The sequence below is a fragment of the Desulfosporosinus hippei DSM 8344 genome (assembly GCF_900100785.1).
Lineage (GTDB): Bacteria > Bacillota > Desulfitobacteriia > Desulfitobacteriales > Desulfitobacteriaceae > Desulfosporosinus > Desulfosporosinus hippei.
The window spans coordinates 205,718-229,164 of sequence record NZ_FNCP01000004.1; the positions used below are offsets into that span (position 1 = coordinate 205,718).

21 protein-coding genes, 1 pseudogene and 2 riboswitches are annotated in these 23,447 nt (G+C 40.5%); of the genes and pseudogenes, 4 read left to right on the forward strand and 18 right to left on the reverse strand.

Annotation, left to right across the window (positions count from 1 at the left end):
- Complete coding sequence (locus BLS16_RS05600; protein WP_242876211.1) at positions 1 to 1,140, forward strand: ABC transporter permease; 1,140 nt, start codon at positions 1 to 3, stop codon at positions 1,138 to 1,140.
- A 54-nt stretch (positions 1,141 to 1,194) separates the two neighbouring features.
- On the opposite strand, the gene thiC is transcribed toward BLS16_RS05600, so the two are convergent.
- The 11 genes from thiC to BLS16_RS05655 form a co-directional block, all read right to left on the reverse strand.
- On the reverse strand, positions 1,195 to 2,499 hold the full coding sequence (gene thiC, locus BLS16_RS05605; RefSeq protein WP_092330961.1) for a phosphomethylpyrimidine synthase ThiC: 1,305 nt from the start codon (positions 2,497 to 2,499) through the stop codon (positions 1,195 to 1,197).
- A gap of 127 nt (positions 2,500 to 2,626) precedes the next feature.
- A complete protein-coding gene (gene thiM / locus BLS16_RS05610; protein WP_092330964.1) occupies positions 2,627 to 3,463 on the reverse strand; it encodes a hydroxyethylthiazole kinase in 837 nt (278 codons plus the stop codon).
- A gap of 70 nt (positions 3,464 to 3,533) precedes the next feature.
- A riboswitch (TPP riboswitch) is annotated at positions 3,534 to 3,632 on the reverse strand.
- A 52-nt stretch (positions 3,633 to 3,684) separates the two neighbouring features.
- Positions 3,685 to 3,783: riboswitch (TPP riboswitch) on the reverse strand.
- Between the two features lie 68 nt (positions 3,784 to 3,851).
- Complete coding sequence (locus BLS16_RS05615) at positions 3,852 to 4,772, reverse strand: hypothetical protein (protein ID WP_143015509.1); 921 nt, start codon at positions 4,770 to 4,772, stop codon at positions 3,852 to 3,854.
- Positions 4,773 to 4,991: 219 nt separating this feature from the next.
- Complete coding sequence (locus BLS16_RS05620) at positions 4,992 to 6,281, reverse strand: (Fe-S)-binding protein (protein ID WP_092330969.1); 1,290 nt, start codon at positions 6,279 to 6,281, stop codon at positions 4,992 to 4,994.
- A gap of 2 nt (positions 6,282 to 6,283) precedes the next feature.
- Positions 6,284 to 7,672: an FAD-binding oxidoreductase gene (locus tag BLS16_RS05625; RefSeq protein WP_092330972.1), complete on the reverse strand. Its 1,389-nt coding sequence runs from the start codon at positions 7,670 to 7,672 to the stop codon at positions 6,284 to 6,286.
- Positions 7,673 to 7,889: 217 nt separating this feature from the next.
- Complete coding sequence (locus BLS16_RS05630; protein ID WP_092330975.1) at positions 7,890 to 9,008, reverse strand: 2-hydroxyacyl-CoA dehydratase subunit D; 1,119 nt, start codon at positions 9,006 to 9,008, stop codon at positions 7,890 to 7,892.
- A complete protein-coding gene (locus tag BLS16_RS05635; RefSeq protein WP_092330977.1) occupies positions 9,001 to 10,269 on the reverse strand; it encodes a 2-hydroxyacyl-CoA dehydratase subunit D in 1,269 nt (422 codons plus the stop codon). The genes BLS16_RS05630 and BLS16_RS05635 overlap by 8 nt, the downstream gene beginning before the upstream one ends.
- 18 nt (positions 10,270 to 10,287) lie before the next feature.
- Positions 10,288 to 11,073: an acyl-CoA dehydratase activase gene (locus tag BLS16_RS05640; RefSeq protein ID WP_092330980.1), complete on the reverse strand. Its 786-nt coding sequence runs from the start codon at positions 11,071 to 11,073 to the stop codon at positions 10,288 to 10,290.
- 19 nt (positions 11,074 to 11,092) lie between these two features.
- Complete coding sequence (locus BLS16_RS05645) at positions 11,093 to 12,649, reverse strand: acyl CoA:acetate/3-ketoacid CoA transferase (RefSeq protein WP_092330982.1); 1,557 nt, start codon at positions 12,647 to 12,649, stop codon at positions 11,093 to 11,095.
- A 406-nt stretch (positions 12,650 to 13,055) separates the two neighbouring features.
- Positions 13,056 to 13,238 carry a hypothetical protein gene (locus BLS16_RS05650; protein WP_092330985.1) on the reverse strand — a complete coding sequence of 61 codons (183 nt, stop codon included), beginning with the start codon at positions 13,236 to 13,238 and terminating at the stop codon, positions 13,056 to 13,058.
- A 216-nt stretch (positions 13,239 to 13,454) separates the two neighbouring features.
- On the reverse strand, positions 13,455 to 14,597 hold the full coding sequence (locus BLS16_RS05655) for an acyl-CoA dehydrogenase family protein (protein WP_092330987.1): 1,143 nt from the start codon (positions 14,595 to 14,597) through the stop codon (positions 13,455 to 13,457).
- A gap of 665 nt (positions 14,598 to 15,262) precedes the next feature.
- Here BLS16_RS05655 and BLS16_RS05660 point away from each other — a divergent pair.
- Both BLS16_RS05660 and BLS16_RS05665 read left to right on the forward strand, forming a co-directional pair.
- The gene (locus tag BLS16_RS05660) at positions 15,263 to 15,667 is read left to right on the forward strand and encodes a MarR family winged helix-turn-helix transcriptional regulator (protein ID WP_092330990.1); all 405 of its coding nucleotides are present in this window, start codon (positions 15,263 to 15,265) and stop codon (positions 15,665 to 15,667) included.
- Between the two features lie 399 nt (positions 15,668 to 16,066).
- A complete protein-coding gene (locus BLS16_RS05665; protein WP_092330991.1) occupies positions 16,067 to 16,492 on the forward strand; it encodes a thioesterase family protein in 426 nt (141 codons plus the stop codon).
- Between the two features lie 161 nt (positions 16,493 to 16,653).
- Here the strand turns inward: BLS16_RS05665 and BLS16_RS05670 are convergent, their stop codons facing one another.
- Both BLS16_RS05670 and BLS16_RS05675 read right to left on the reverse strand, forming a co-directional pair.
- Positions 16,654 to 16,854, reverse strand: coding sequence for a YwbE family protein (locus BLS16_RS05670; protein WP_092330994.1), 201 nt, complete (start codon positions 16,852 to 16,854; stop codon positions 16,654 to 16,656).
- 156 nt (positions 16,855 to 17,010) lie between these two features.
- Positions 17,011 to 17,780: pseudogene (locus BLS16_RS05675) on the reverse strand (PEP/pyruvate-binding domain-containing protein); the annotation flags it as partial.
- 48 nt (positions 17,781 to 17,828) lie between these two features.
- On the opposite strand from BLS16_RS05675, the gene BLS16_RS05680 reads away from it, so the two are divergent.
- Positions 17,829 to 18,065, forward strand: a complete 237-nt coding sequence (locus BLS16_RS05680; protein WP_242876212.1) for a Uma2 family endonuclease — start codon at positions 17,829 to 17,831, stop codon at positions 18,063 to 18,065.
- A 183-nt stretch (positions 18,066 to 18,248) separates the two neighbouring features.
- Here BLS16_RS05680 and BLS16_RS05685 read toward each other — a convergent pair whose 3' ends face one another.
- The 5 genes from BLS16_RS05685 to BLS16_RS05705 form a co-directional block, all read right to left on the reverse strand.
- On the reverse strand, positions 18,249 to 19,226 hold the full coding sequence (locus tag BLS16_RS05685; RefSeq protein WP_092330996.1) for a D-alanyl-D-alanine carboxypeptidase family protein: 978 nt from the start codon (positions 19,224 to 19,226) through the stop codon (positions 18,249 to 18,251).
- Between the two features lie 93 nt (positions 19,227 to 19,319).
- Positions 19,320 to 20,459, reverse strand: a complete 1,140-nt coding sequence (gene vanS, locus BLS16_RS05690) for a vancomycin resistance histidine kinase VanS (protein ID WP_427846367.1) — start codon at positions 20,457 to 20,459, stop codon at positions 19,320 to 19,322.
- Complete coding sequence (gene vanR, locus BLS16_RS05695; RefSeq protein WP_092331001.1) at positions 20,437 to 21,135, reverse strand: VanR-ABDEGLN family response regulator transcription factor; 699 nt, start codon at positions 21,133 to 21,135, stop codon at positions 20,437 to 20,439. Before vanR ends, vanS begins: the two co-directional genes overlap by 23 nt.
- A 104-nt stretch (positions 21,136 to 21,239) precedes the next feature.
- Positions 21,240 to 21,743, reverse strand: coding sequence for a glycopeptide resistance protein VanZ-A (gene vanZ-A, locus BLS16_RS05700; protein ID WP_092331064.1), 504 nt, complete (start codon positions 21,741 to 21,743; stop codon positions 21,240 to 21,242).
- 513 nt (positions 21,744 to 22,256) lie between these two features.
- Complete coding sequence (locus tag BLS16_RS05705) at positions 22,257 to 23,183, reverse strand: DUF475 domain-containing protein (protein WP_092331004.1); 927 nt, start codon at positions 23,181 to 23,183, stop codon at positions 22,257 to 22,259.
- Positions 23,184 to 23,447: the final 264 nt, after the last annotated feature.

The window sequence follows — 23,447 nt, forward strand, 5'->3', positions numbered from 1 at the left end:
GTGCTGACCAACACGGTATTCACCCTTTCTCAGAGTGTGGATGTCAACAAAGCTCTGGATAACTTCTGCGATTCCGACTTTTTGGTTGGTCATGCCGACCTGTTCAATTACAAATATGACGGCGAGGAAAGCGCTTTGAGCGAGAGCTTCATCGCCGCCGTCAACGGGCGGAAGGGCTTTGAAACCGGCGGACGCCTGTACGGCTCTTGGGGCAGCTATCAAAGCGAAACCTCCGCGCAGACCATGAACCGGCAGCCGGATGGTTCATTCTCCACCGCCCTCTACGGTCTGGACGAATTTCCTTTTAGCCGCCTGCGCCTTGTGGACGGTGAACTTGATATGGATAAACTGGCCACAGGCAACTATCTCCTGGAGGGGGTAAAGACGGATGATCATGGCAAAGCGGCAATGAGCAGTGCCAACCATCAGGTTGCAGATGTGCTCACACTGACTTGCGGCGATCAGGTGCGGGAGATGACTGTGCTTGGCCATGTGGTTGAGAATCCCAAGACTAATACGGATGGCAGATGGATGGGATCCGTCTTCTTTTTGCCGGGTGAGGTGTACAAAGGACTGACCGGCAGCACCTATGTCATGAGCTACTCTTTTAACATTAGCGATGATCAAGAGACCGATATGGAAACCTTTTTGAAGCAGTATACAGACAGCGTTGAGCCAACCATGAATTACGAGTCTAAGTTTACTGCGCTGACGAGCTTGAAGGGCATTCAGAATACGGCGGTTTTGATTGGCGGAGCCTCAGCGCTGATCATTGGACTCATTGGGGTTCTGAACTTTATCAACGCCATTTTGACCAGTATCCTTACCCGTCGCCAAGAATTTGCTGTGCTGCAAAGCATCGGCATGACGCGTAAACAGCTTGTGCAAATGTTGTGTTTTGAAGGCGGTTATTATGCAGCTTTGACAGCAGCGATTTCCGTTGTCTTGAGTATCGCTAGCTCCCTGTTGATTGTGCGTCCGCTGTGCGGGCAAATCTGGTTTACCAGTTATCACTTTGTTTTCTGGCCGTTGCTGATTGTTTTGCCGTTGCTGTTTGTCCTGGGAATTTTGGTTCCTTTGCTTGCTTATCACACAACCGAAAAACAGAGCATTGTAGAACGATTGCGCGAAATTGAGTAATCAACAACCGGGGCATTTGTAGGCCAGATAGAGCTTCCATCACTGTGTATTCAATTACAAAATATCAATAAACTCTCCGGCAAGTGCTTTGTTCATACTTCGTATAGCGCAAAATTTTCCGCACATGGAACAGGAGTCTTCATGCCCGGGCTTCCTGTCGGCGCGGATTTTTTTTGCCGTTTCCGGATCTATGGCGCACTCCCACTGTGCTTCCCAGTCAAACACCCTTCTTGCCTCCGCCATCCTGTCGTCAATCTCCCTTGCCCCTCTTACACCTTTGGCAATATCTGCTGCATGGGCAGCAATCTTTGAGGCCATAATGCCTTGTTTTACATCCTCTAAATTCGGCAGCGCCAAGTGTTCTGCCGGGGTCACATAGCATAAAAAAGCAGCACCGGCTGAAGCGGCAATGGCACCTCCGATTGCCGAGGTAATATGGTCATAGCCTGGTGCAATATCCGTTACCAGCGGTCCTAAGACATAAAATGGTGCTCCATCGCAGATGGTCTGCTGGATCTTCATATTGGCAGCAATCTGATCAATCGGCATATGCCCAGGTCCCTCCACCATTACCTGGACATCCTTTTCCCAGGCTCTTTTAGTAAGCTCGCCCAGCCGTACTAGCTCCTCAATCTGACACACATCCGAAGCATCTGCCAGGCATCCCGGTCTGCAGGCATCTCCCAATGAGATAGTCACATCATATTCTCGGCAGATATCAAGAATTTCATCGTAATATTCATAAAAAGGGTTCTCTTCACCTGTCATAGACATCCAGGCAAATACCAAAGAGCCGCCCCTGGAAACAATGTTCATTTTTCGTTTATGGGTTTTTATCTGTTCGATGGTTTTTCTGGTAATGCCGCAGTGCAGGGTGACAAAATCAACCCCATCCTCGGCATGAAGTCTTACTACATCAATGAAATCTTTTGCTGTCAGGGTGTTTAATTCTCTCTGGTAGTGGATAACTGAATCATAGACCGGCACCGTTCCGATCATAGCCGGGCATTTTGAGGTAAGCTCTCTGCGAAAAGGAATGGTATTTCCGTGTGAGGACAGATCCATGATTGCATGAGCACCCATATTAACGGCTTCCAGCACTTTTTTCATTTCTATGTCATAATCCTTGCAGTCTCTCGAAACACCAAGGTTTACATTGATCTTTGTTTTCAGCATTGAGCCCACGCCCTGCGGATCGATACATTTATGTTTTTTGTTCGCACAGATTACTACTTTCCCGGCTGCAACTAATGGCATCAGCTCTTCTGCCGTCATCAGCTCTTTTTTAGCTACGATTTTTAGTTCCGCGGTGATAATTCCTTTTCTTGCCGCTTCCATCTGGGTTGCATATTCTCTCATGGCTATTTCTCCTTCATATAGATATTTCACTGTGGTTAAGAGGTACGCTTCTAACTGCCACTTATCCCGCTACTTTAAGCAGTGGGATAAGTGGCACTATGTTTAATGCTCACTTCGTATTCATGGATTAAACCGCCTCAATCTCCAATGGATTGTTAGCAATATCCTCTGCGGTTGCCTTATATAGTTCATCCAGGAACTGGACCTGAAAACTTCCGGGAGCGTCCACCTTGTTTGCAGCCCGCTTTCCCGCTAAATTGTAAACCGCAGATGCAGTAAGCGCAGCAATAAAAGGAGAGGCGACGGTTGCGTAGACTGCGGCCACTCCTCCTAAGGAACAGCCAAACCCGGTAATTTTCTCCATAAAGTGAGACCCTCCCTGGGAGAAGACCATGAGGTCACCGTCGGTTATTAAATCCGTTTCCCCCGATACGGCAACAGCCCCGCCTGTCCACTTAGCCAGCGCGACAGCCCCAGCTTTGGCGGCATTGACCGAATCCGTAGAGTCAACGCCGCGAACATTGGATGCCTCCGTACCTCCGTCCAAACCCCACAAACCAGCCAAAGCGATAATTTCCGAAGCATTCCCTCTGACCACCGATGGTTTATAAGCTTTAAACTGCCGCAGCAGCTGAGTTCTAAGGGCACCGATACCGATAGCCACCGGATCCAGGACCCAAGGCTTCCCCGTTTCGTACAAGACTTTGGCTGTATGTGGTAAAGTCTCCTCATATATGGGCAGAAGCGTACCCATGTTTATGTAGGCAGCTCCGCCGGCTTTTGCCAAAAACTCACCCTCATCAGGCAGATAAACCATAGCCGCCGATCCCCCGACGGCAAGCTGGGCATTAGCCACAAAATTCATCGTTACTGTGTTGGTGATCGACCCTGCCAGAGGATTTGTTCGTCTTACAGTTTCTACGGCCTGAATTATTTGGTTATGAATCTCCCCTTTATTAACCATTCATATCTTCCTTTCTCAGTTTTTTATAATAAAAAAATGCTCCCCTTTAGCAAGGAAAGCGCTTATTCATTATCGATAATGGCTTGCTTCCCTTCACCAGTGTTAACTGACAGGTTCTAAGGGTCAGGTTTTACCTTCTCAACTCCTAAGAGTCCCCCCGCAATTTATTCAGTTTTTAAAATAAAAAGTGCTCTCCTTTAGTAAGAAAAGCACTTTTTCATAATTGATAGTGGCTTGCTTCCCTTCGCCAGTGTTAACTGACAGGTTCTAAGGGTCAGGTTTTACCTTCTCAACTCCTAAGAGTCCCCCCGCAAAATTATTTAATTTTTTCATATACTATCTCTTGTTGCTTTCCCTGTCAAGCTTTTAGTTAGAGGGGATGTTTTGTTTACCATCGGCATTTGCGCTGACAGACCGTTGTCTCGTCCCTTATTGGCGGCATTAATTCATCTACAATTAATAAGGCTTTAACCATTTTCCCAAAATTATCGCGCTCGGGCTTACTTCGGTAAAAAGCAATCATCTGTGTGAGAATTTCACGGTATTCGTCAAAATTAGCAGGAATCGCCATAGTCGTTTCGTAGGGTCTATGTATGCGGATTGAGCCATCGGAAGTGTCACGCCTGCAATCCAGCATAAGCACATTCCGCTCCTCACCCATTATTATTGCAAATCTTATCAGGTCGAAAGAGTTATAATGCTCAATAGAATTTGCACCATATGTTAGACCCGTCAGGAAAACTTTACAACTTTTATCCTTTACTCCATAAGAGAAATTCAGGCCTTCCACAACTTCAGAAATGAAATCCTCAGGAGTATCGTAAACCTCCCTGAACATTGAAAGAATTCTATCTATCGACTCATCGTCGTTGAGAACGAACTCCAATCCGTAGGGATTTTTTGTTCTGCGTCGCTCAGCAATCACAGCTCTCAACCGGATTGATTCACTCTTGTAAGCACCAATAATGGGTGTCTCATATTTCGATGCCAAGTGCTCTTTTAAATAATTGTCAGCCAAATCAAGCAGAGACGCAATCTCCTCCGACCGTTCGACAAACCTATTAAAGTACATATATATGAAGGAAGTTATGCTTTCGAGAGCCCTCGGAACCAGCTCAGCGTTCTTGAAAATTGTCTGGTAAGCTTTAATAAGAATTTCTTCACAGGGGTCATCGGATATCCAATAATTACAGATCCATTTGGCTTTATTCAGTTTGTTTTCCAAGTCATCAACATTACCATCCGCAATCTCGCTGAGAATACGAATGTATTCTTCCTTCATCTCGCCCCGCTCCTCACCTTCATTCACATTGATAACCATCCAGTAACCTTTGCCGGCAGCTCCATTTCACAACTCATTCCTCGAACTCTTTCTCCCGGGCTTTTAGGAAAATGAGTTTGCTTGAGATCTATGACCAAATCAAAACAAAAGAGTGTCCGCCTCAATACTCAGTTCCTTGAAGGCGCACCAAAAAACATGGAAACACTTATTTAAAGCGTTTCCATCATTCCAACTATTTAGAACGTTTTAGTTCTTCCTTCCGACTCGATAAGACTCAGCCAAAATTTGAACTGTATGCAATACTTCTTCGTCAAATCCAGCATTTTCGACCCCACTTTGCAGCTGCAACCGACAAGCCGGACAACCCGTTGCTACTGTATCAGTTTTGGTCGTCTGGATATCTGCTGTTTTACGATCAGAAATTTGTCCGGAGAGATCCGGGTGTACAAGGCTGAATGATCCAGCCATACCACAACAACGACCCGGCTCTTTCATTTCAATCAATTCTACACCGGGAATGCTTTTTAAAATTTCCCGCGGTTCTTTACTAATCCCCTGTCCACGGTTTAAGTGACAAGGTTCGTGATACGTCACTTTACGCGCTACTCGACCCAAACCTTCTTTCTTAAAGGGAACTTGATGAATCAGGAACTCAGAAATATCATAGGATTTTTTAGCCCATTTATCCGCCAAGGCTTTAAGTTCGTGATCATTTTCCAGCAGCTCTCCAAAAACATGCTTCCAAGCAGTACCACCAGAAGAACAGGCGACAACTAAGGCATCTGCCCCCATTCTCTCAAAAGCCCGCAAATTACGTTTAGCCAAAGTACGTGCTGAAACCACATCTCCATTGACCGAGGCTGGGATACCACAACAAGCCTGGGACTTAGGAATGACTACTTCTATGTCATTTTCCCTAAGCACCGCGATCACCGCTCTGCCGATGTCCGTGTAAAAATAGTTGATCATGCAACCCGTGAAGAACCCAACTCTCATCTTGGGGGTTTTAACCTTAATCACTTCAGGGAACTCGGAACGCAAAGTCTTCTTGGACAACATGGGGAAGACTTTCTCCTTACCTATCCCCACATCCACGCGCATACGTGCTAATTTGCTGTGTCGATTCGGTATGTTTTTTAAGGCAATACCCTGGAAGATACTTCCCGCCTTCATCCCGAAATCAAACACTCGCTGCATCTTCAAGGCAGTAAAGGCAATTTTTTTGGCCGACTGAAGCCCTTTTTTACGGACGGCTTCCGCTCTTGCTGCAAGAATAATTTTATCAAACCGAACCCCACAGGGACAGTTTGTATTACATGCCATACAGGTGGTACACAGGGAAAAACGATCCCCCATTCCCTTAGTCATCTCTGTTTCGCCCGAGAGAATGTATTCCGCTAAACTAATCTTTCCCCTGGCAACTCCGACTTCCTGGCGTGTTTCCTTGTAAATGGGGCATACCGCCATGCAATTGCCGCATTTCATACATTTATGGAGTTCTTCGGTAATCGAATCCAGTGAATCATATACGGACACGATCAGTCCCTCCTTACAATCTTCCCAGGGTTCAACAAATAGTTGGGGTCCAGGGCTTCTTTAATGCGCTTCAAGGCCGCCACACCTGCTTCTCCAAATTCCCGGTTAAGATATTTCATTTTGGCGATACCAATCCCATGTTCACCGGAAAGAGTTCCTCCCAGGGCTAGCGCCGTTTCGAAAATCTCGTCCACTGCTAGGTGGACTCTTTTCATTTCTTCTGCGTCGCGTTCATCTGTTATAATTGTGGGATGCAGATTTCCGTCTCCTGCATGCCCGAATGTAGCAATTTGCAAATTGTATTTTGTTGCAATTCTGCGAATTGCTTTAAGCATATCCGGAATTTTACTCCGGGGAACAGTGGCATCTTCAAGTACGGTGGTCGGTCGTTTTTGAGCAAGGGCAGGAAGGGCGCTGCGACGAGCCAACCACAAAAGGTCGCGCTCTTTATCGTCTTTAGCTATTTTTAACTGAACGGCTCCTTCCTCTTTCATAATCCGTTCCACCAATACAGCTTCCCGTTGGACAACTTCCTTGTAGCCGTCCACTTCACATAAGAGAACTGCTTCCGCGTCCATGGGGAGTCCCGCATGCACAAAGTTTTCCACGGTCTGAATCGTCACATTATCCAAGATCTCCAGTGTGGCCGGAATAACTTTATTGCGAATAATGGCTGCGATGGCCCTCCCAGCTTTATCCACGTCATCAAAGACCGCTAACATGCTCTTACGTGCTTCCGGTGCCGGAATGAGTTTGACGATTATTTCAGTGATAATCCCCAAGGTTCCTTCTGCCCCGGTAAAGAGAGCCACTAAATCATACCCTGTCACGTTCTTTACAGTTTTTCCTCCCCAACGAGTAACTTCTCCATTCGCCAAGACCATTTGCAAGCCCATAATATAATGTTTGGTTACACCGTATTTCAGACCACGCAATCCACCCGAACACTCCGAAACGGAGCCACCCATAGTTGCTGTGGTAACTGTACCGGGATCCGGCGGATACAATAAGCCGTGTTTCGCCGCTTCATCATTGAGAGCCTGAATGATCACCCCAGGTTGAACAGTTGCCGTTAAATTATCCTGGTCTACTTCCAGAATTTTGTTGAGGTGGAGCATGGAGAGAACCATACCCCCTTCAACGGGAATAGTTCCCCCACTAAGGTTCGTTCCTGAACCACGTGTATAAATAGGGACATGGTAACGCAGGGCGATTTTCACGACATCTGCCACCTGTTCTGTCGATAGAGGTGCAACCACAACATCCGGCTTATGATGTTTCATCGCCGCAGTTGCGTCATAAGCATAGGTCAATAAGTCTTCCTGCTCTGTGAGGACATTTTCACGACCGAGCACTCGAACAAGTTCTTCCAAGACTTCACGAGCTAACATCCTTATACCTCCTTTATAACGCTTCGAATATGGCACGCCTGTCAGACCACTTGATTTAAAATAATCAATTTAAGCGAAACTTCAATAAAGTAACTATAATTCTCTGCTGAACAAACAAAGTGGGAAGGGGCGCAAATACTATACTACCTCTTCCCACCAAGTCATGCTACAAATAAGCAACAAGAGAGATAACTTAAAGGTTCTATTAACTTAGAAATCAAAGCATTTCACTAAAACTTTGAACTCGTGTTTTAGTCTGTTCAAAGGATGTTGTTTCCAGGTCAATTTCTATAAATAAGCTCTTAATTCCAGCTTCTTCAAACTGTCTATAGTAGATTGGATAGTCAAATTCTTCAGGGTCACAGAACTTCATCATGCAAACCACAACTGCATCGGCCTTAGACCCTTTAACCATATCCATCATCATGGGACCTCTTGATTTTTTCGCATCTGTAGCAAGAGAACAGCCATCGAATTCTTGCCACCATTTAGCCAATCGATATAGTGGGTCTGTACCTGACGGAACATCATTTCTGAACAGTCTGGATTCCTGGGCCAGGTCGTCTGCCACAACCGCAAAACCGTTATCTTTTAAAATGTCTAATACTTCATTGGGTTCAGCCATAATTCCTGTTAAAACAACCTTTTTACCTGTAAAGGCTTCAACAGGTAACGATTTAAGCTCTGAATTCAATTCTTTTACCATAGCTGTATGTTTAGATTTTTCCATAAAAAATCTTGCTTTTATAATCGCATGACGTTTTTTGGGATCAATAATCTGAGGATAATTAGCAGCTAGGTCCGTAAATTCACGCATTACTTTACGATTTTCGTTATAAGTTTCAATACTTTGGTTGAGTGCTTCATCAGTAATCTTTACATTCAATATTGTTTCCAGCTTTTCACGAACAAGCCTATATTCCTCAGCAAGAAACTTATTTGCTGCTTCCAGTTTTCTGTTTTGAGGATGAGTAAATACGATGACAGGTGATGTTCCTTTCCATTTTTGGCTAAGACATTTTAAAGTGTCACAAGGAACGGGGAAAAGTACAGCTTCTAAATCGTCATATACCCCTTCAAGCTGCATTTCCATAACGGACTGCATAATTGAACAAGCAAATGGAGGTAAATAGGCACGGGCTTTTGAAATACTCTTTTGTCCTCCCCAAATACCTACGGGAAGAAAACCTGCAGCATGAATTATTTCTTCAGGAGCATAATAAGGCATAACCCCTACCGACCCTTTGCCGGTTTCTTTCTTATAATCTTCCATAGCCTTGCGGGGATTATTTGAAATTGAAGATAATTCACTGATAATAGTTTCAATTCTACTCATTGGAAACTCCCTCCTTATTCTGCTTCATCATTTCATCTAAGGCCTGGATACGTGTGTCAAACTGGGCAGGAGAAAAGTTACGAGGATCAGTTTGGTCTCCATCAAAGCTTACATAGGGTAAACCATTTTCTTTTTGGAGGATATCAGCAGTTTCTACATTCAGAAAACTCATGAGCTTACAGCTTCTGTTCTGATGATAAATAACACCGTCACACTTTCCGCCGCTAATTACGTCACTAAGAACCTTAACTTTGTTATCGAGACAAGTATTGATATAAATTCTAGTATAAGCTTCCGCCATTGAACTCATATCACCTGGTGTATAACTAACATTCCACAGACCCGGATAGGCTGAACCTGTCATTATATTGCCAAGATTCTTTAAGCCTTTAAATGTATGTCCCAGGTGCGGCCAAACAGCTATGCCTTCCCAAGTTACCCGCTTTTGTTCATTTCCTTTAAAGGCGAAGATCCCCTTATTAAGATTTTCTTCAAGTTCATCGGCAAACTTTTTAAAGGTAATTTCTGCGTAGTCTTTACTCCTTGCACAAACAATCAGGGCCATATAGTTGAAAAGATCAAAACCATTTAAAGGGGATGGTTTATGTGATGACAAAGCAGCGATTCTATTCCATTGGGCAACAGATCGTTGGGTTTGTTCCTGTACTTTTAAAAATTTGTCATAGTCGAATTTCTTGCCGCAAATTTCCTCAAGCTGAGTAATAGCTTCCTTAAACTGTTCCGCAATATAATCCTTGGCATACTGTGGAATGGGCATTGTATGATTAAAGGGAACATCAATGATGATGCAAGGAATATTTAATTCAACGGCAAGATTCTCATACCACTTAAGCAAGGTGTTACAAATGTTGTTACAGGTTATGACAAAATCGGGAAGGGGTATTCTGGCCGCTGGGGATTTTTCAAGCTTTTCCGGTGTTATTCCTGTTAAAGCCTCTTGTTTTAAAAGTTCCATATAACCCAGATTTACTCTTGCATAGGAGCAAGTATCTACGTTATAGCCTTTTTCATCCGCAACTTCAAGCACATCTAAGGCACCTTTTCTGGCCCCAATACCCGCAGCATGGGTTTCAGGATATATCATCGCTACATCCATAGCTACACAAAACTCCGAAGGAGCAACGGATGCAGACCAACAAACAAGTTTTCCTTCTTTTTTTGCCTGTCTCGCTTCTTCATACAATTCTTCCTGATAGAAACCTAACAATTCTTTGGCGCTCATAGCTGTTGTATCAGTCATCTCTCATACCTCTTTCCTTTATTTATTAGCTCCCCTAACTTCTTCGAAGGCAAAGATAGCAGCTCCAAGGGCAGCTGTAATTTGTGGATTAGGAGCTACAATGACAGGTTTTTTTAGTTCTTTGCTTATTGCCCGGACAACCCCTAAGTCCTTAGCAACACCTCCGCACATAACAATGTCCTCTTCCACCCCACATCTATAGGCAAGTCCACAGGCTTTGCTAGCAACTGACTGGTGAACCCCTGCAATAATATTCTCTTTAGCAACTCCGTTGGAAAGCTGAGATATTACCTCAGATTCTGCAAAAACTGTGCAAGTGCTGCTGACTGTGGCAGGTTCTGTTGCACGAGCATCGTATTCTGCCATATCATCAAGATTAACTTCAAGTACTCGTGACATAACATCTAGAAAACGTCCGGTTCCGGCGGCACATTTATCATTCATAAAAAACTGCTTAACGCCGCCTTTACTGTCAAGTCTAATTGCCTTAACATCTTGACCGCCGATATCAATGATTAATTTTGCTGAAGGAACTAAAAAGAAAACTCCCTTAGCCTGACAACTGATTTCGCTAATTTGTTTGTGTGCTTCTTCCACAGAAGATCTTCCGTAGCCTGTTGCAATAATTTTAGCCATGTCTTCCAATTTAAGACCTGCTTTGGAAAGAGCTTCATCCAGTACACGTTTAGGTCCTGACGAACCTGTTCCAATCTGAATAACTTCTCCAGCGATAATATTAGCTCCATCTTCAAGTATTACAACCTTTGAGGATGAGGACCCAATATCAATCCCCATTGTAAACATAGATTAATCCCCTTTTTGATTATTTCTTCAAGTTCATTAGTTCTTCACTAAAAAGTCTTGAATCCATAATTTTAATATTTTTGTCAACGGTAGGGACAAAATCCATTAAATCTATAATTTGTGTTTGAATATCAATTCCGGGAGCAACTTCAATTAAGTTAAGTCCCTCTTCTTTTAATTCAAATACAGCTCTTTCTGTTATATATAAAACAGGTTGTTTAGTTTTATTTGCATATTTTCCACTAAATGTTACCTGTTCAACTTGTTTAATAAATTTCCTTTGAGTTCCTTCTTGTTCTATTATTAACTTGCCATCTTCAATTTTTTGTTTTAAGCCTCTTGCTGTAAATGTACCGCAGAAGAATACTTTTTTAGCATTTTGGGTGATATTGATGAAACCACCACATCCCGGTATTTTGGGACCAAATCTGCTGACATTAATGTTACCCTGTTCATCACATTCAGCTAAGCCTAAAAATGCCATGTCCAGACCGCCGCCGTCATAAAAATCAAACTGACTATTTTGGTCAATAATAGCGTCAGGATTTAAAGTAGCACCAAATCTAGCTCCACCTTGAGGACTACCTCCTATTGCTCCTGATTCAACAGTTAATGTCATATAACTTGCTATTCCTTCTTCACTTGCAACTTGGGCAACATACTCTGGTGTTCCTACACCTAAGTTAACAACTGTATCTTTCACCAATTCCATAGCTGCTCTTCTGCCAATAACTTTTTTAATACTCAATGGGGTCATTTCCACATTACCTTCAGGTGCTCTTACTGCCCCACAAAGGGCTGGATTATATTCATGTCCAACACTTTGTTCATGATCTTTCATATCAACTACTTCTACAACAGCATGAACATAAATGCCTGGTATTTGTACCAGTCTGGGGTCTAAAGTACCACCTTTTACAACCTTTTCCACTTGAACAATTACTTTTCCACCATTATTTATAACTGCCTGTGCTATAGATGTAACCTCAATAGTAGCTACTTCTTTTTCTAGGGTTACATTACCATACTCATCCGCATAAGTACCTCTAAGGAAGGCGATATCTATAGGAAAAGCTTTGTAGAAAAGCTTTTCTTCATTGCCGATTTTTATAACTTCGACTAAATCTTCTGTCGTCCTAGCGTTTATTTTACCTCCGCCATTTCTTGGATCAACAAAAGTACCTAATCCAACATGTGTAATTGTACCAGGCCTATGACCCGCAGCATCTCTAATAACATATTCCAAAGCACCTTGTGGTAAATTATAACCTTCACATTTATTAGCTAGACACAGTTCGCCTAACTTTGGAGCAGTATTTAAATGACCTGCTATTACTCTTTTAACCAAACCTTCGTGAGCAAAATGATCACCGCCAGTGCCGTTCCTGCTCCCTTGTGATGCTGGATAAAACAAAGTTATATTTTGAGGATAGCCAGTCTCTAAAAATTTCTTTTCTATTGCCTTAAAAAGTGATTCCGGAAGACTATTTCCAACAAATCCACTGGTACAAAGAGTTTCCCCATCTTTAACTAAATCAACAGCCTCTTCTGCTGTAAGAATAATAACCTTCTTCATATTTGTCCTCCTCCAATGTTATCCTCAGTGATATAACCTGCCCCGCAAATTGCGGGGCATTTAAACAGTACAAATAAAAAGGGTATAAAATTGCTCTTCAATAAAAGCTAACTCAGAACTTCCGGCTTTGCTTTGTTATTTAGACTTCATCAAGTCAAGACTAAAGACATCTGGCCGGCCGGAAGGATCTGAGTACCAAAAAATCACTTATAATGATATTTCTAATTAATTGCAATATTCAAAATGTTTTTGACTTGAGTATACGACTAATCTATCTTGATAAGTACTCAGCAGGATCAATTTTCTGTTTTGAAGCAAACATGAACACTATATGATAATATGGTTCCTCTTAATTCTACTTGCTGCCTTAGATTCATGTTGCAAACTATTTGGTGGGAATGTTTTCTTAAAAATAGTCCTCTGCATAAAGGTTTATAAATCCACAATTTAAGCAAACAAATTTTATGATGTTTTGACTTTGTGGATTAACAACCACTTCACTATTCTCAATTAAGGTAAATACATCATCTCTTGTTTTGATATCCACCTGTTTTATTTGTCCTGAATGACAAGCAATACACTCTTTCATATTTCTCCTTTCTACATAACGATATCACTCCATAAACCGTCGGTTGGTCTTTATATTTCTTTCTCATTCAACCTCGAATTTATGGAAATCTCATAACTCAAAATGGAAAGTGATTAAAAGAGCAATCACGATAAAACCGTGGTTTTTTAATACGAAAATATCTAAGTGTATTAATTCCGCCCTCTGCCATAAACGCAAATCTATTATATTGGGGATCTAATCTTTAAAAATTTCTCCAGCAATAATCATTCTCATTATTTGATTTGTTCCTTCATAGATCTGAGTTATCTTAGCATCTCTCATCATTCTTTCAACATGATAATCCTTCATGAAGCCATTTCCACCAAGCATCTGAACGCATTCTACAGTTACATGCATGGCTGCATCTGTACAAGCCATTTTTGCCTTAGCTGCTGAAACTGAATAAGGTCTTCCTTCTTGTTTATCAAGAACTCCTTTATACAATAGATACTTAGCTTGTTCAATTTCAATCGCTAATTCAGCCATTTTAAATGCTAAATACTGATTCTTAAATAAAGGCTTGCCAAACTGTATTCTTTCTTTCAGATATTTTACCGCACAATCATATGCTCCTTCTGCAAGACCAAGTCCTTGTGCGGCGACTCCGAATCTCCCACCATCAAGAGTTTTCATTGCTATCCCAAAACCTTTTCCCTCTTGTTTTACTAAGTTTTCAGCTGGGACAATACAGTCTTCAAAAAGCAGTTCTGAAACTTTAGTTGCTCTTATCCCACATTTGTTTTCAATAGTGCCTATTGAAAATCCCGGGAAACCTTTTTCAAGAATAAACGCTGATAATCCTTTTGTTCCTTGACTTAAATCCGTTGAAGCAAATACTAAGAAGGTCTCTGATAGAGGGCCATTTGTGATGAAGCATTTGGAACCATTTAATATATAGTGATCTCCATCTTTTACAGCTCTAGTTCTTACACCGGCTGCATCTGAGCCCGCATTTGGCTCAGTTAATCCGAAAGAGCCAAATTTCTTTCCGGAACATACATCTGGAAGATATTTTTTCTTTTGTTCCTCTGAAGCGTTTTGATATATTCCTCCTGCACAGAGAGAGGTATTTACAGAATATGAGATACCAACGGCACTATGCACCTTGGAAATTTCTTCTACGGCTAAGATGTAGGATAAATAATCTCCGTCGGAACCACCATATTCTGATGGGAACGGTAAGCCCAATAAACCCATCTCACCCATCTTCTTATAAAGATCTACAGGAAATGTACTAGTTTCGTCGCTCTCAAGTACGATAGGTAAAAGTTCCTTTTGTGCAAAATCCCTGGCCACTTTCTGAATCATCTCTTGCTCTTCTGTTAAACTAAAATTCATTTTATTGCCTCCTCCTAAATTTCAAACAGCCCTTCGGCATTCGCTGAGGCAGTCGGGACAAGGATTTCCTTGAACCAACTTTTTATTGCAGTCCTCCCACTTTTAGTGGGAGGATGTTTTTTTATCGAGCTAAACTGGAAAATTCACGTGAAATAAATACAAAACGTCCTCATAATTTGATTGGCAAGGGGACTATTCTATTAAATTTTTGGGTGTCGCTTTGAAACCTATACTAATTTCTCACGAACGTATCAGATTCCGTTCTCCTACTTCTCCGCGAGCATTATTCCGGCGGGATCTGTACTGTTGACCATGATGACTGTCCTCTACTTAAATATAGGTTCACTTGACCTTTCCATAGCGCATACTAAATTCCATACCACCTCCTTAAATTTTTGATTTAGTTAAATATTCAAAAGCTTTTGATAATTGAATATTACTTGCTAGCAAGTATTTTGTCAACAAATAAATATGTATAAATATAGTATTTTATACTTAAGGTTCCTATCAAAAAATTCCAAGTCGCATTAGCAATTAACCTGTTAACTACACTATGCTCGTCTAGAAAATCATACTTCACTCTGATGCTTTGTAGACTTAATTGACAAGATAAATAAGTTTGAAATATAGTGGTAATATAATTAATAAATAGAGGTGCTGTAATTATGGAAATGACTGAATGTATCAATTTCTTACTAACTCATGCACAACAAAAAGTTTTTAAATGTTTAAAGTCAGAACTTGAACCGTTTAACGTAACGCCTGTGCAATATGGAGTGTTACAATGTCTTTGGGATAAGGGCAGTCAAACTCCCAAGCAAATTGGGAATGTTTTGGGTTTAGATAGCTCAACTATCACTGGAATCCTGGATAGATTAGAAAACAAAGCATTGATTATGAGGAATACTTGTAAAGGAGATCGGCGAACTATCAATGTTGATTTTACTGAAGAGGGATTCAAATTGCGTGATCCAATAGGTAAAATTATTGAAGAAGTAAATAAAGAAGTATTAAAACAATTTAGTTCAGAAGAACAAAATCAATTAAAGAAATTTTTAGAGCGAATTTAAACGAAAATTATAAAAGAATGGCTGATGAAGCCTATTTTTTTAATAGATTACTTTGCTAGCAAAATACTTGTTAGAAAGCATTCTGCTACATAACGGAACTGTCCTCCGATGAGCTAGGGTCGAATTCCGTGTTAAATTAGTTATAATCAAAGGTGGACAATAAAAAACCTTCCCAGTCTCTAAAGCCCAGGAAGGTTTCTCTAATGAACGGTGTTGTTTCGTTTTGCGTTTTTAATTCATAATATTCTTAATTAATTATTTATTTCACATTGCAGGAAGTAGACAGAAAATATAGAATGTTCAACGCTATTAGGGGGCTCTTGACCACCTAGAAAAATTTATTGATTTGCTTAGTCAAAGAATACTTCGATATATTTACTTTATTAAGGAGGGCATCAAATGAAAAGCACTTTACAATCTGGTTTGTATTATGAGTTTAAGTTTACTGTTCCAGAAGACAAAACTGTTCCTTATCTTTACCCAGAATCGGAAGAATTCCAAGCAATGCCTAAAGTGTTTGGAACGGGATTTATGGTGGGCTTATTTGAATGGGCATGTATTAAAGCTATCAATCCTCATTTGGATTGGCCTAACGAACAAACCGTTGGCACCGATGTTAAATTAAGCCACATTGCCGCTACACCGCCAGGTTTTACTGTTACAGTTAAACTACGTTTAGAAAAGATCGAGGGTAAAAAATTACTGTTTCATGTAGAAGCCCATGATGGGGTAAACCAAATTTCTGAAGGTACTCATGAGAGATTCATCATTAATGCAGCTAAGTTTAATGAAAAGGTAACCCGGAAATCAGAGACAAAGGCATAACTGAGCTTCGCATTACAGGAAATGCCCATCCCCACTGAATTATGTGATACGGTTTCTCAATTATGCATTGCAATATAAAAGGAAATTTATCATAAGGTACATGTATTGAATATTGAAAGTTAAAAAGCATCTGCCTTCATTCAGCAGATGCCCTAATGATTTTAAACTGTCTTTATAATTTCTTGAACTCTTCCAATTTGCCCATCCTCAAGTCTTACTTTAATTCCTCTCGGATGTTTCTGGGAGTTTGTTAGGATATCTTTAACAATACCACGCGTCCTTTTTCCTGTTCTTTGGTCTTCTTTTAAAACAATATTTACTGTGATTCCAGAATGAATATTACTTCTTACTTGGCCATCCAATCTTATTAATCCTCCCTTCTATGATTTAAGCATAACACATGGTACCAAACATTCGTTTTTGTTTTAATGTATAATTGGAAATAATATCCTTACCATCTGAGCGAAAGCTCTTTTCGCCGTGACTTGAAATCTTTAAAAATTCAATGCATTGGCTGGAGACCCCGCAGACGATATCCCTTTCTTACTTTTGCCGGGAACTTCTGTCTGATCACTTGCTAAGGGTTTTATAAAATCTCCTCGCTCTACAATGGTCATAAGTGCGTCTTTCATAAGGGGATCGTGTTCTCCCATGGTCTTCAATAAGGTTTTTCTGCTGTCAGGGGAAGCCAGCAGAGGTGTAACATCAACAAACATCCTGCCACCGGCTGCAAACTTGGGTCCAAACGATGTTAACTGGAATATGTACATTCCCAATGGTTTCAAAGGGTCAGTCATCATTTGTTGATGACTGACAGATACATAGACGTGATTTTCATGGCTCTCTGCCGCAGGGACGGGGTATAAAGTAGTAATCGGCCTACTCTGGACAATAAAAAATGTATTATCTTCCAAACACCATTCGATGTCCTGGGGGCAACCGAAATAAGCTTCGATCTGTCTTCCCAGGCGAGCCAGCTGAAAATTTGCAGGTCGGTAAGGGTTTGAGTCTTTTGCCAAGCAGGATCGATCTCCTGAGTCTCTGTTCCGCCTTCTTTAAGTCCATAGATAGGCAGTTTTTTAGTTGCTATCAACTTAGCAACAATTTCCTCTTCCCTGACTTTATAACAATCGGCAGAGACCAAGCCGGAGACCAGTGCTTCTCCCAGTCCAAAACTAGCATCGATTGATTGCATCTTTCGGTTAGAAGTAAGGGGATCAGCGGTAAATAAAATCCCTGATGCCTGTGGCAAAACTATCCTTTGCACGATAACGGATAAATAAACTTGGCCACCTCAAAACAGGCAATTTTTAATCTATGAATCGTATAAACCCCCATGTCCAAATTTCCAGGTCGCATATCCCCATCATCTTTACGTAAAGATATTAAGGATAAGTTTTATCTCTATGAAAAAGCGGGGGTAAATCAATATTGGATTATCTACCCCGAACAAAAAACTGTCGTAGTTTTTAGATTGGACAAAGAAGGAAAATTTGGTCGCCCCGACATCTATTGCAAAACTGATTTAATACAATTTGAGATATCTAGATCGATACGCATAGATTTATCATAGGTATTTAAAGAGTATTGACAAAGTGCCCCTTAGGGAGCCTTTGTTTTAAGTGTGAAATTGTCATCGTTCTCTCAACGATTTTCTGCTTCTTTCGTTCTTAAGAAACAAACTGTAACTCTTGATTATTTTCATGGCAATGGCCTTTACATAAGCGGCAATCCCTCTTTTCCAAAAACAAAAAGCTTATTGTTTTCCAATACCGTTGTATACAGCTAATGCATCGGTAATATTATACTGTTCCGAATGGTGATCTCCTTTTGCACCGGCTGAAATCAGAATATATTCTTGCTTACCCACTCTGGCTAGGCTCGCGAGACATAGACCGGCCTCATCGGTATATCCAGTTTTCCCTCCTAAGATTTCCCCTCCAGTAATATTTTGATTGTTGAGGTCTTCGAACATGGTACTGTAAAAGGTTATCCCCCCAGGGTGCTTATTAGTAGGTTGTGTGGAATGACGGGATGAAGTAAAAATCTCTCGGAAAGTATTATTTTGCAAAGCATAGCTTAAAAGAATAGCCAGTTCTTTGACTGTTGTGTAGTGGTTTGCATTATGAAGTCCAGTCGAATTTTCAAAATGGGTATTTTTCATACCCAGACTTGCCGCCTTTTGATTCATTAATTTTACAAAATTCTGCTCTGATCCCGCAATCTGATCAGCGAGTCCGTTACAGCACTCCGCTCCGCTCGGCAGCATTACTCCGTATAACAAATCGATTGCCCTGACCCCCTCACCTGGTTGGAAACCGGCCATTGAGGCATCTGCTTCGTAAAGTCCCCGAAACGTAGAATTGGTAAGTTTGATTTCGTCCTTCAGATCAGGTAAATTTTCTATCGCAACAATAGCTGTCATGATCTTAGTCAAAGAAGCAGGATAGATTTTTTCTTCGCTGTTTTTTCGCATCATGATGGTATGATCTTTTAACCGAATCAGAATCGCATTAGGACTGTTCAGCTTATCGGGAGATATAGGAACAGAGGGAGCGGATTCTATCTTAGCCGGAGGAACCGATGTTGTTCTATTGTCATATTCATTCTCATACGTATGTTGGTCTCCTAGAGTAATAATGGAATGATAAACAAAAGCAGTAATAACACCCATCATCAGAATTTTTACAAATAGGCTTATTCCTGGCTTTTTATTCGTTACTTTTCGTACCATAATAAAACAGCTCCTTATTCTGTGCTGATATTATTCAACCACAGAACAAGGAGCTATGTTAGAATTCCATCTTATGAACTTCTTAAGATTTTCTTATAACGGAAGCTTTACCGTAAATGTAGTATTTTCCAGACTACTTTCCACTAAGATTGTACCCTCGTGAGCCTTAACAATTTCTTGTGCGATGGCCAAACCCAGTCCTGCTCCACCGGTGTTTGTGGAACGTGCAGAATCTAATCGGTAAAACTTTTCAAAAATAGTTTTAAGCTTTTCCCGCGGAATTGGATTTCCCTGGTTAGTAAATGTTATAACCATATTTTTGTCCTGTTGTTTAGTAGAAATGTCAATGACGTTGTTTTCATAGCTATAGGCTATCGCATTTTTCAGAATGTTATTGAACACACGAGCCAGTTTGTCTGCATCTCCCCACAGAGTGAGGCCCTCAGGCACATTGATGGACACCTGCTTATCCTGTGGCGTGAGCATTGGATAGAATTCATCGGTCATCTGCTGAAGCATGAACAATAAATTGATTTTTTCTTTATTTAAAACAATAGCTTGAAGATTAAATCTTGTGATCTCGAAAAACTCATTAATAAGCTGCTCTAATCGATAAGCTTTTTCCAAGGTAATACAGACATATTTTGCCTTCTGTTCAGGAGGCATATCAGGAGCTTCATCCAGAAGACTTAAGTATCCTATAACGGAGGTAAGAGGTGTCTTTATATCGTGAGCCAAATAAACTACTAAATCATTTTTGCGCTGTTCGGCATCAAGAGCAGCTTTCTTTTGTTTTTCTAAGTTGTATTTTAGCTGATTAAGCTTGTTTTCCATGAAATCCAATTCCGATGATAATGTAATTTCATCATTGGATTCCTCAGCAAGTCTATCCATTCCAACGCTGATTTCATCAAAATATTTTGTGAGCCAAGAAATAAAAAACCGAAAAAATATAACTAAAAATATTAGGATTACAACAAAAAGGATCATGCCCATATTGTTGCGAATCACCAACAGATAGATTGTCTGTGCCTCCGAATTGTCAAAATTAAAGGTGTTGACTAAAAATCGAACGATACGATTTCCGATCTGTCCACGCAGGATATAGCGCAATAGATAAACAGTCACAGCAGCGGCAACTGTAATCAGAAGCATTTGAAAAAATACTTTCCTTTTTAATTTTGTATAATCATTCCTTCTTTGATCTCTCTTACTTTTCAATTTTATAGCCAATCCCCCATACGGTTTTGATATATTTGGGATGTTCCGCGCTGTCATGCATCTTTTCCCTTAAATGCCTGATATGAACCATTACCGTATTATTGCTATTGGTAAAATACTTGTCTCCCCATACCTCATGGTACAATTCTTCCGAACTGACCACTCGACCGCGATTGGAACAAAGAACCCAAAGAATAGAAAATTCTGTAGGCGTGAGAGATAGCTTTTTTTCATTTAGTGTACATTCATGGGTCTTCATGTCCATTACCAAGCCGGAAAAGGCAATCAAGTGCTCTTCCTGGTTTCGCACCGCAGAATTATATTTGGTAAATCTCCGGAGTTGTGCTTTTACACGGGCAACGAGTTCCAAAGGGCGAAAGGGTTTAGTGATATAGTCGTCTGCACCTAATGTCAACCCAGTAATCTTATCGATTTCTTCTTCTTTAGCTGTCAGCATGATAACCGGAAAGTTATGCTTTTCTCTAATTTTCCGGCAGATAGTAAAGCCATCAATATCCGGCAGCATAACATCAAGTATTGCGAGCTCTAACTGTTCCGACTCAACACACCGTAACGCCTCTTGACCGTTATAAAACTTGTATATTCTAAACCCTTCATTTCCCAAATAAACTTCGATCAGATCCGCTATGGACTTTTCATCGTCGACAATTAAAATATTGATGCTCATAAGTTCTATCCCTTCTTCCTGGATAAACACTCATTTATTATTGTACTGCATACATAATTTATATCATAATGAATTCCTTATGAAAACCTTAAGGTATTTATTAATTAATAAATTAGTCTCAGTATAAAGATACGGTAATAGAGCAAAAACACAAGCAAAAGTGTACCAAAAGCAATTATAACCTTGTCTAATTTTTTACTACTAATATACTTATTGCATAAACTATATAATATCAATCCCAGAATGCCTCCAACAGTATTTGTAATTACATCAATTATGTCTGTCGCTCCAATAGCGAAGATAAATTGAATTAATTCGGCAGTAAGGCTAAAACCCAGAATCATAGTAAACTTAGGTAAAAATCCAACTCTTTTGTAATTGACATTCATGAGCATGCCAAATGGAATAAAGATTATAAAATTGTTTATCATCTCTCCGAAATTAATACTTCCATTCAGCTTTAAAGGAGCAGCAAATGGATTCAAGTTAAGACTTCTATGGTTATAATTAAATACTGACAAAATATCGTATTGTAATTTAAATAATACTAACCAGATTAGTATTACTAAATATACGGCTAGCAATCCTCTTGATAATATTTTTACTATATAGTCTCTTCTAGCTCTTTTTTGAGAATTGTCTTCAGTTGATTGATTGCAGGCTGTCATTTCATCTAAACTCCTTTTTGTATTACATTTCAAATTGATGAGAAGTAAAATCTATTTCACTGACTTCATTCTACCAAAATGAAGTAGGCTTTCGTAAATAAGTACTTATAAATTTCTTAAGTTTTCCTTATGAAGGCCTTATTTTTAGGTATTTCCCACAAACCCAGAATGAATCAATGTTCTTAAAATTAATTCAACCTGCCTTAGTAAGGATAATATGAATATAAAAAAATATGTTTTCTCAGTAAGGTATACACCTTTTTCTTACCTGAGAAAACATATCGCTGATTACCTAAGCATTGATATCTGGTTCTCCCTGCCCTTTGTAGCCTGACCACCCAGACATAAACTTTGTAGTTCTGTGAACGAATCTTGATCAAACCAGATTATATTTAGGGGTTTAAGGCACTATGAAAGTACCTGATTTTAACTAAGGTACAGTTTTGGAAATGGTTAAATAGCGTTTTTCTTGGCATGGGACAGGGACTTAAGCAAGAAGTAGGCAATTATCGCAATAGTTACTACAGGAGATAACATTGTTGGAACTTCGACATGAAAACCTTCGAAGATCATAACCAGAGACAGGCAAAGGATGGAATACATGGCACCATTCTTAAGATAGACATAGTTCTTAATCCTATCGATATTTCCAATGGTTAACTGACGAATTACGATAGCCCCCAGACCATTGCCAAGGATGATCAAGGGTATGGACATGGTAAAGGCAAAGGCTCCTAAAACTCCGTCTATGGAGAAGGTAGTATCAATAATCTCCAAATACATAATTTTGCTGATATCAGACATGTTGCTAGAATTACTCAAGAGGCGTTGTTCATTCTCCTTGGCGTTCCTTTTAAATCCATCGCTGATAAAAAATGCAGACGAGCCGATAACTGCAGAAAGTGCCAGAATAGGATTAGTTTTTAGAGCCATAGTAACAATGACAACTAATATTATAGAAGCAACAGCAAAGAACCATGCACCGTATTTCAGGAAGAGTTTCTCGCTGTGCAGACCGAAGGACTTTTCTTCCATGAACAGCCAATGCAGGAACAGAAAGAGCAGAAATACTCCGCCGCCGAGCATGAGGATTGGTGCAGAAGCTTCAATCGATTCGTGTATATGCGGATCATTGGAAAAAGAAGCCAGCAGGGCTCCTATAGGACCGATATCTGGGTTGGTCACCCAGACGATGCCCCAGGGCAACAGGCCTCTGACCAAAAAAACTGCAATCAAGATACCATAAATTAAGAACCATCTTCTTGCTTTTGCCGACATTGTCGCCAGAACTTCAGCGTTGATAACAGCATTATCAATGCCTGAAACGACTTCAAAAATGCATAAACCAAGTACAATCATTAGGATCGAAGCTATCTCCAAATTTTAGCACCTCTTTAATTAATAGGCATTGGCGATGTATAGCTAACCTATCAAGATTCTTTCCCTTACATTCTTCCACTAACAGCAAAAATAATGCCATGTTCTAAGAAGTTAGGCTGTTTTAAAGAAACAGTCTAACTTAAGTTATTCCCCTATATCCACTTGTATTCTCAAGTACAATTGGATTTTCCCTTCCAGTTATCCAGCTGGCCGATCCGCCCCAGCCGCTCCGGATTAACAAAAAAGGATACAACTTGGTTAGTT

Excerpts from the sequence above, each read along its gene's own strand:
- thiC (WP_092330961.1), bottom strand. The coding sequence starts at position 2,499 with ATGAGAGAATATGCAACCCAGATGGAAGCGGCAAGAAAAGGAATTATC.
- thiM (WP_092330964.1), bottom strand. The coding sequence starts at position 3,463 with ATGGTTAATAAAGGGGAGATTCATAACCAAATAATTCAGGCCGTAGAA.
- BLS16_RS05625 (WP_092330972.1), bottom strand. The coding sequence starts at position 7,672 with ATGTTAGCTCGTGAAGTCTTGGAAGAACTTGTTCGAGTGCTCGGTCGT.
- BLS16_RS05630 (WP_092330975.1), bottom strand. The coding sequence starts at position 9,008 with ATGAGTAGAATTGAAACTATTATCAGTGAATTATCTTCAATTTCAAAT.
- BLS16_RS05635 (WP_092330977.1), bottom strand. The coding sequence starts at position 10,269 with ATGACTGATACAACAGCTATGAGCGCCAAAGAATTGTTAGGTTTCTAT.
- BLS16_RS05640 (WP_092330980.1), bottom strand. The coding sequence starts at position 11,073 with ATGTTTACAATGGGGATTGATATTGGGTCCTCATCCTCAAAGGTTGTA.
- BLS16_RS05645 (WP_092330982.1), bottom strand. The coding sequence starts at position 12,649 with ATGAAGAAGGTTATTATTCTTACAGCAGAAGAGGCTGTTGATTTAGTT.
- BLS16_RS05650 (WP_092330985.1), bottom strand. The coding sequence starts at position 13,238 with ATGAAAGAGTGTATTGCTTGTCATTCAGGACAAATAAAACAGGTGGAT.
- BLS16_RS05655 (WP_092330987.1), bottom strand. The coding sequence starts at position 14,597 with ATGAATTTTAGTTTAACAGAAGAGCAAGAGATGATTCAGAAAGTGGCC.
- BLS16_RS05660 (WP_092330990.1), top strand. The coding sequence starts at position 15,263 with ATGGAAATGACTGAATGTATCAATTTCTTACTAACTCATGCACAACAA.
- BLS16_RS05665 (WP_092330991.1), top strand. The coding sequence starts at position 16,067 with ATGAAAAGCACTTTACAATCTGGTTTGTATTATGAGTTTAAGTTTACT.
- BLS16_RS05680 (WP_242876212.1), top strand. The coding sequence starts at position 17,829 with ATGTCCAAATTTCCAGGTCGCATATCCCCATCATCTTTACGTAAAGAT.
- BLS16_RS05685 (WP_092330996.1), bottom strand. The coding sequence starts at position 19,226 with ATGGTACGAAAAGTAACGAATAAAAAGCCAGGAATAAGCCTATTTGTA.
- vanR (WP_092331001.1), bottom strand. The coding sequence starts at position 21,135 with ATGAGCATCAATATTTTAATTGTCGACGATGAAAAGTCCATAGCGGAT.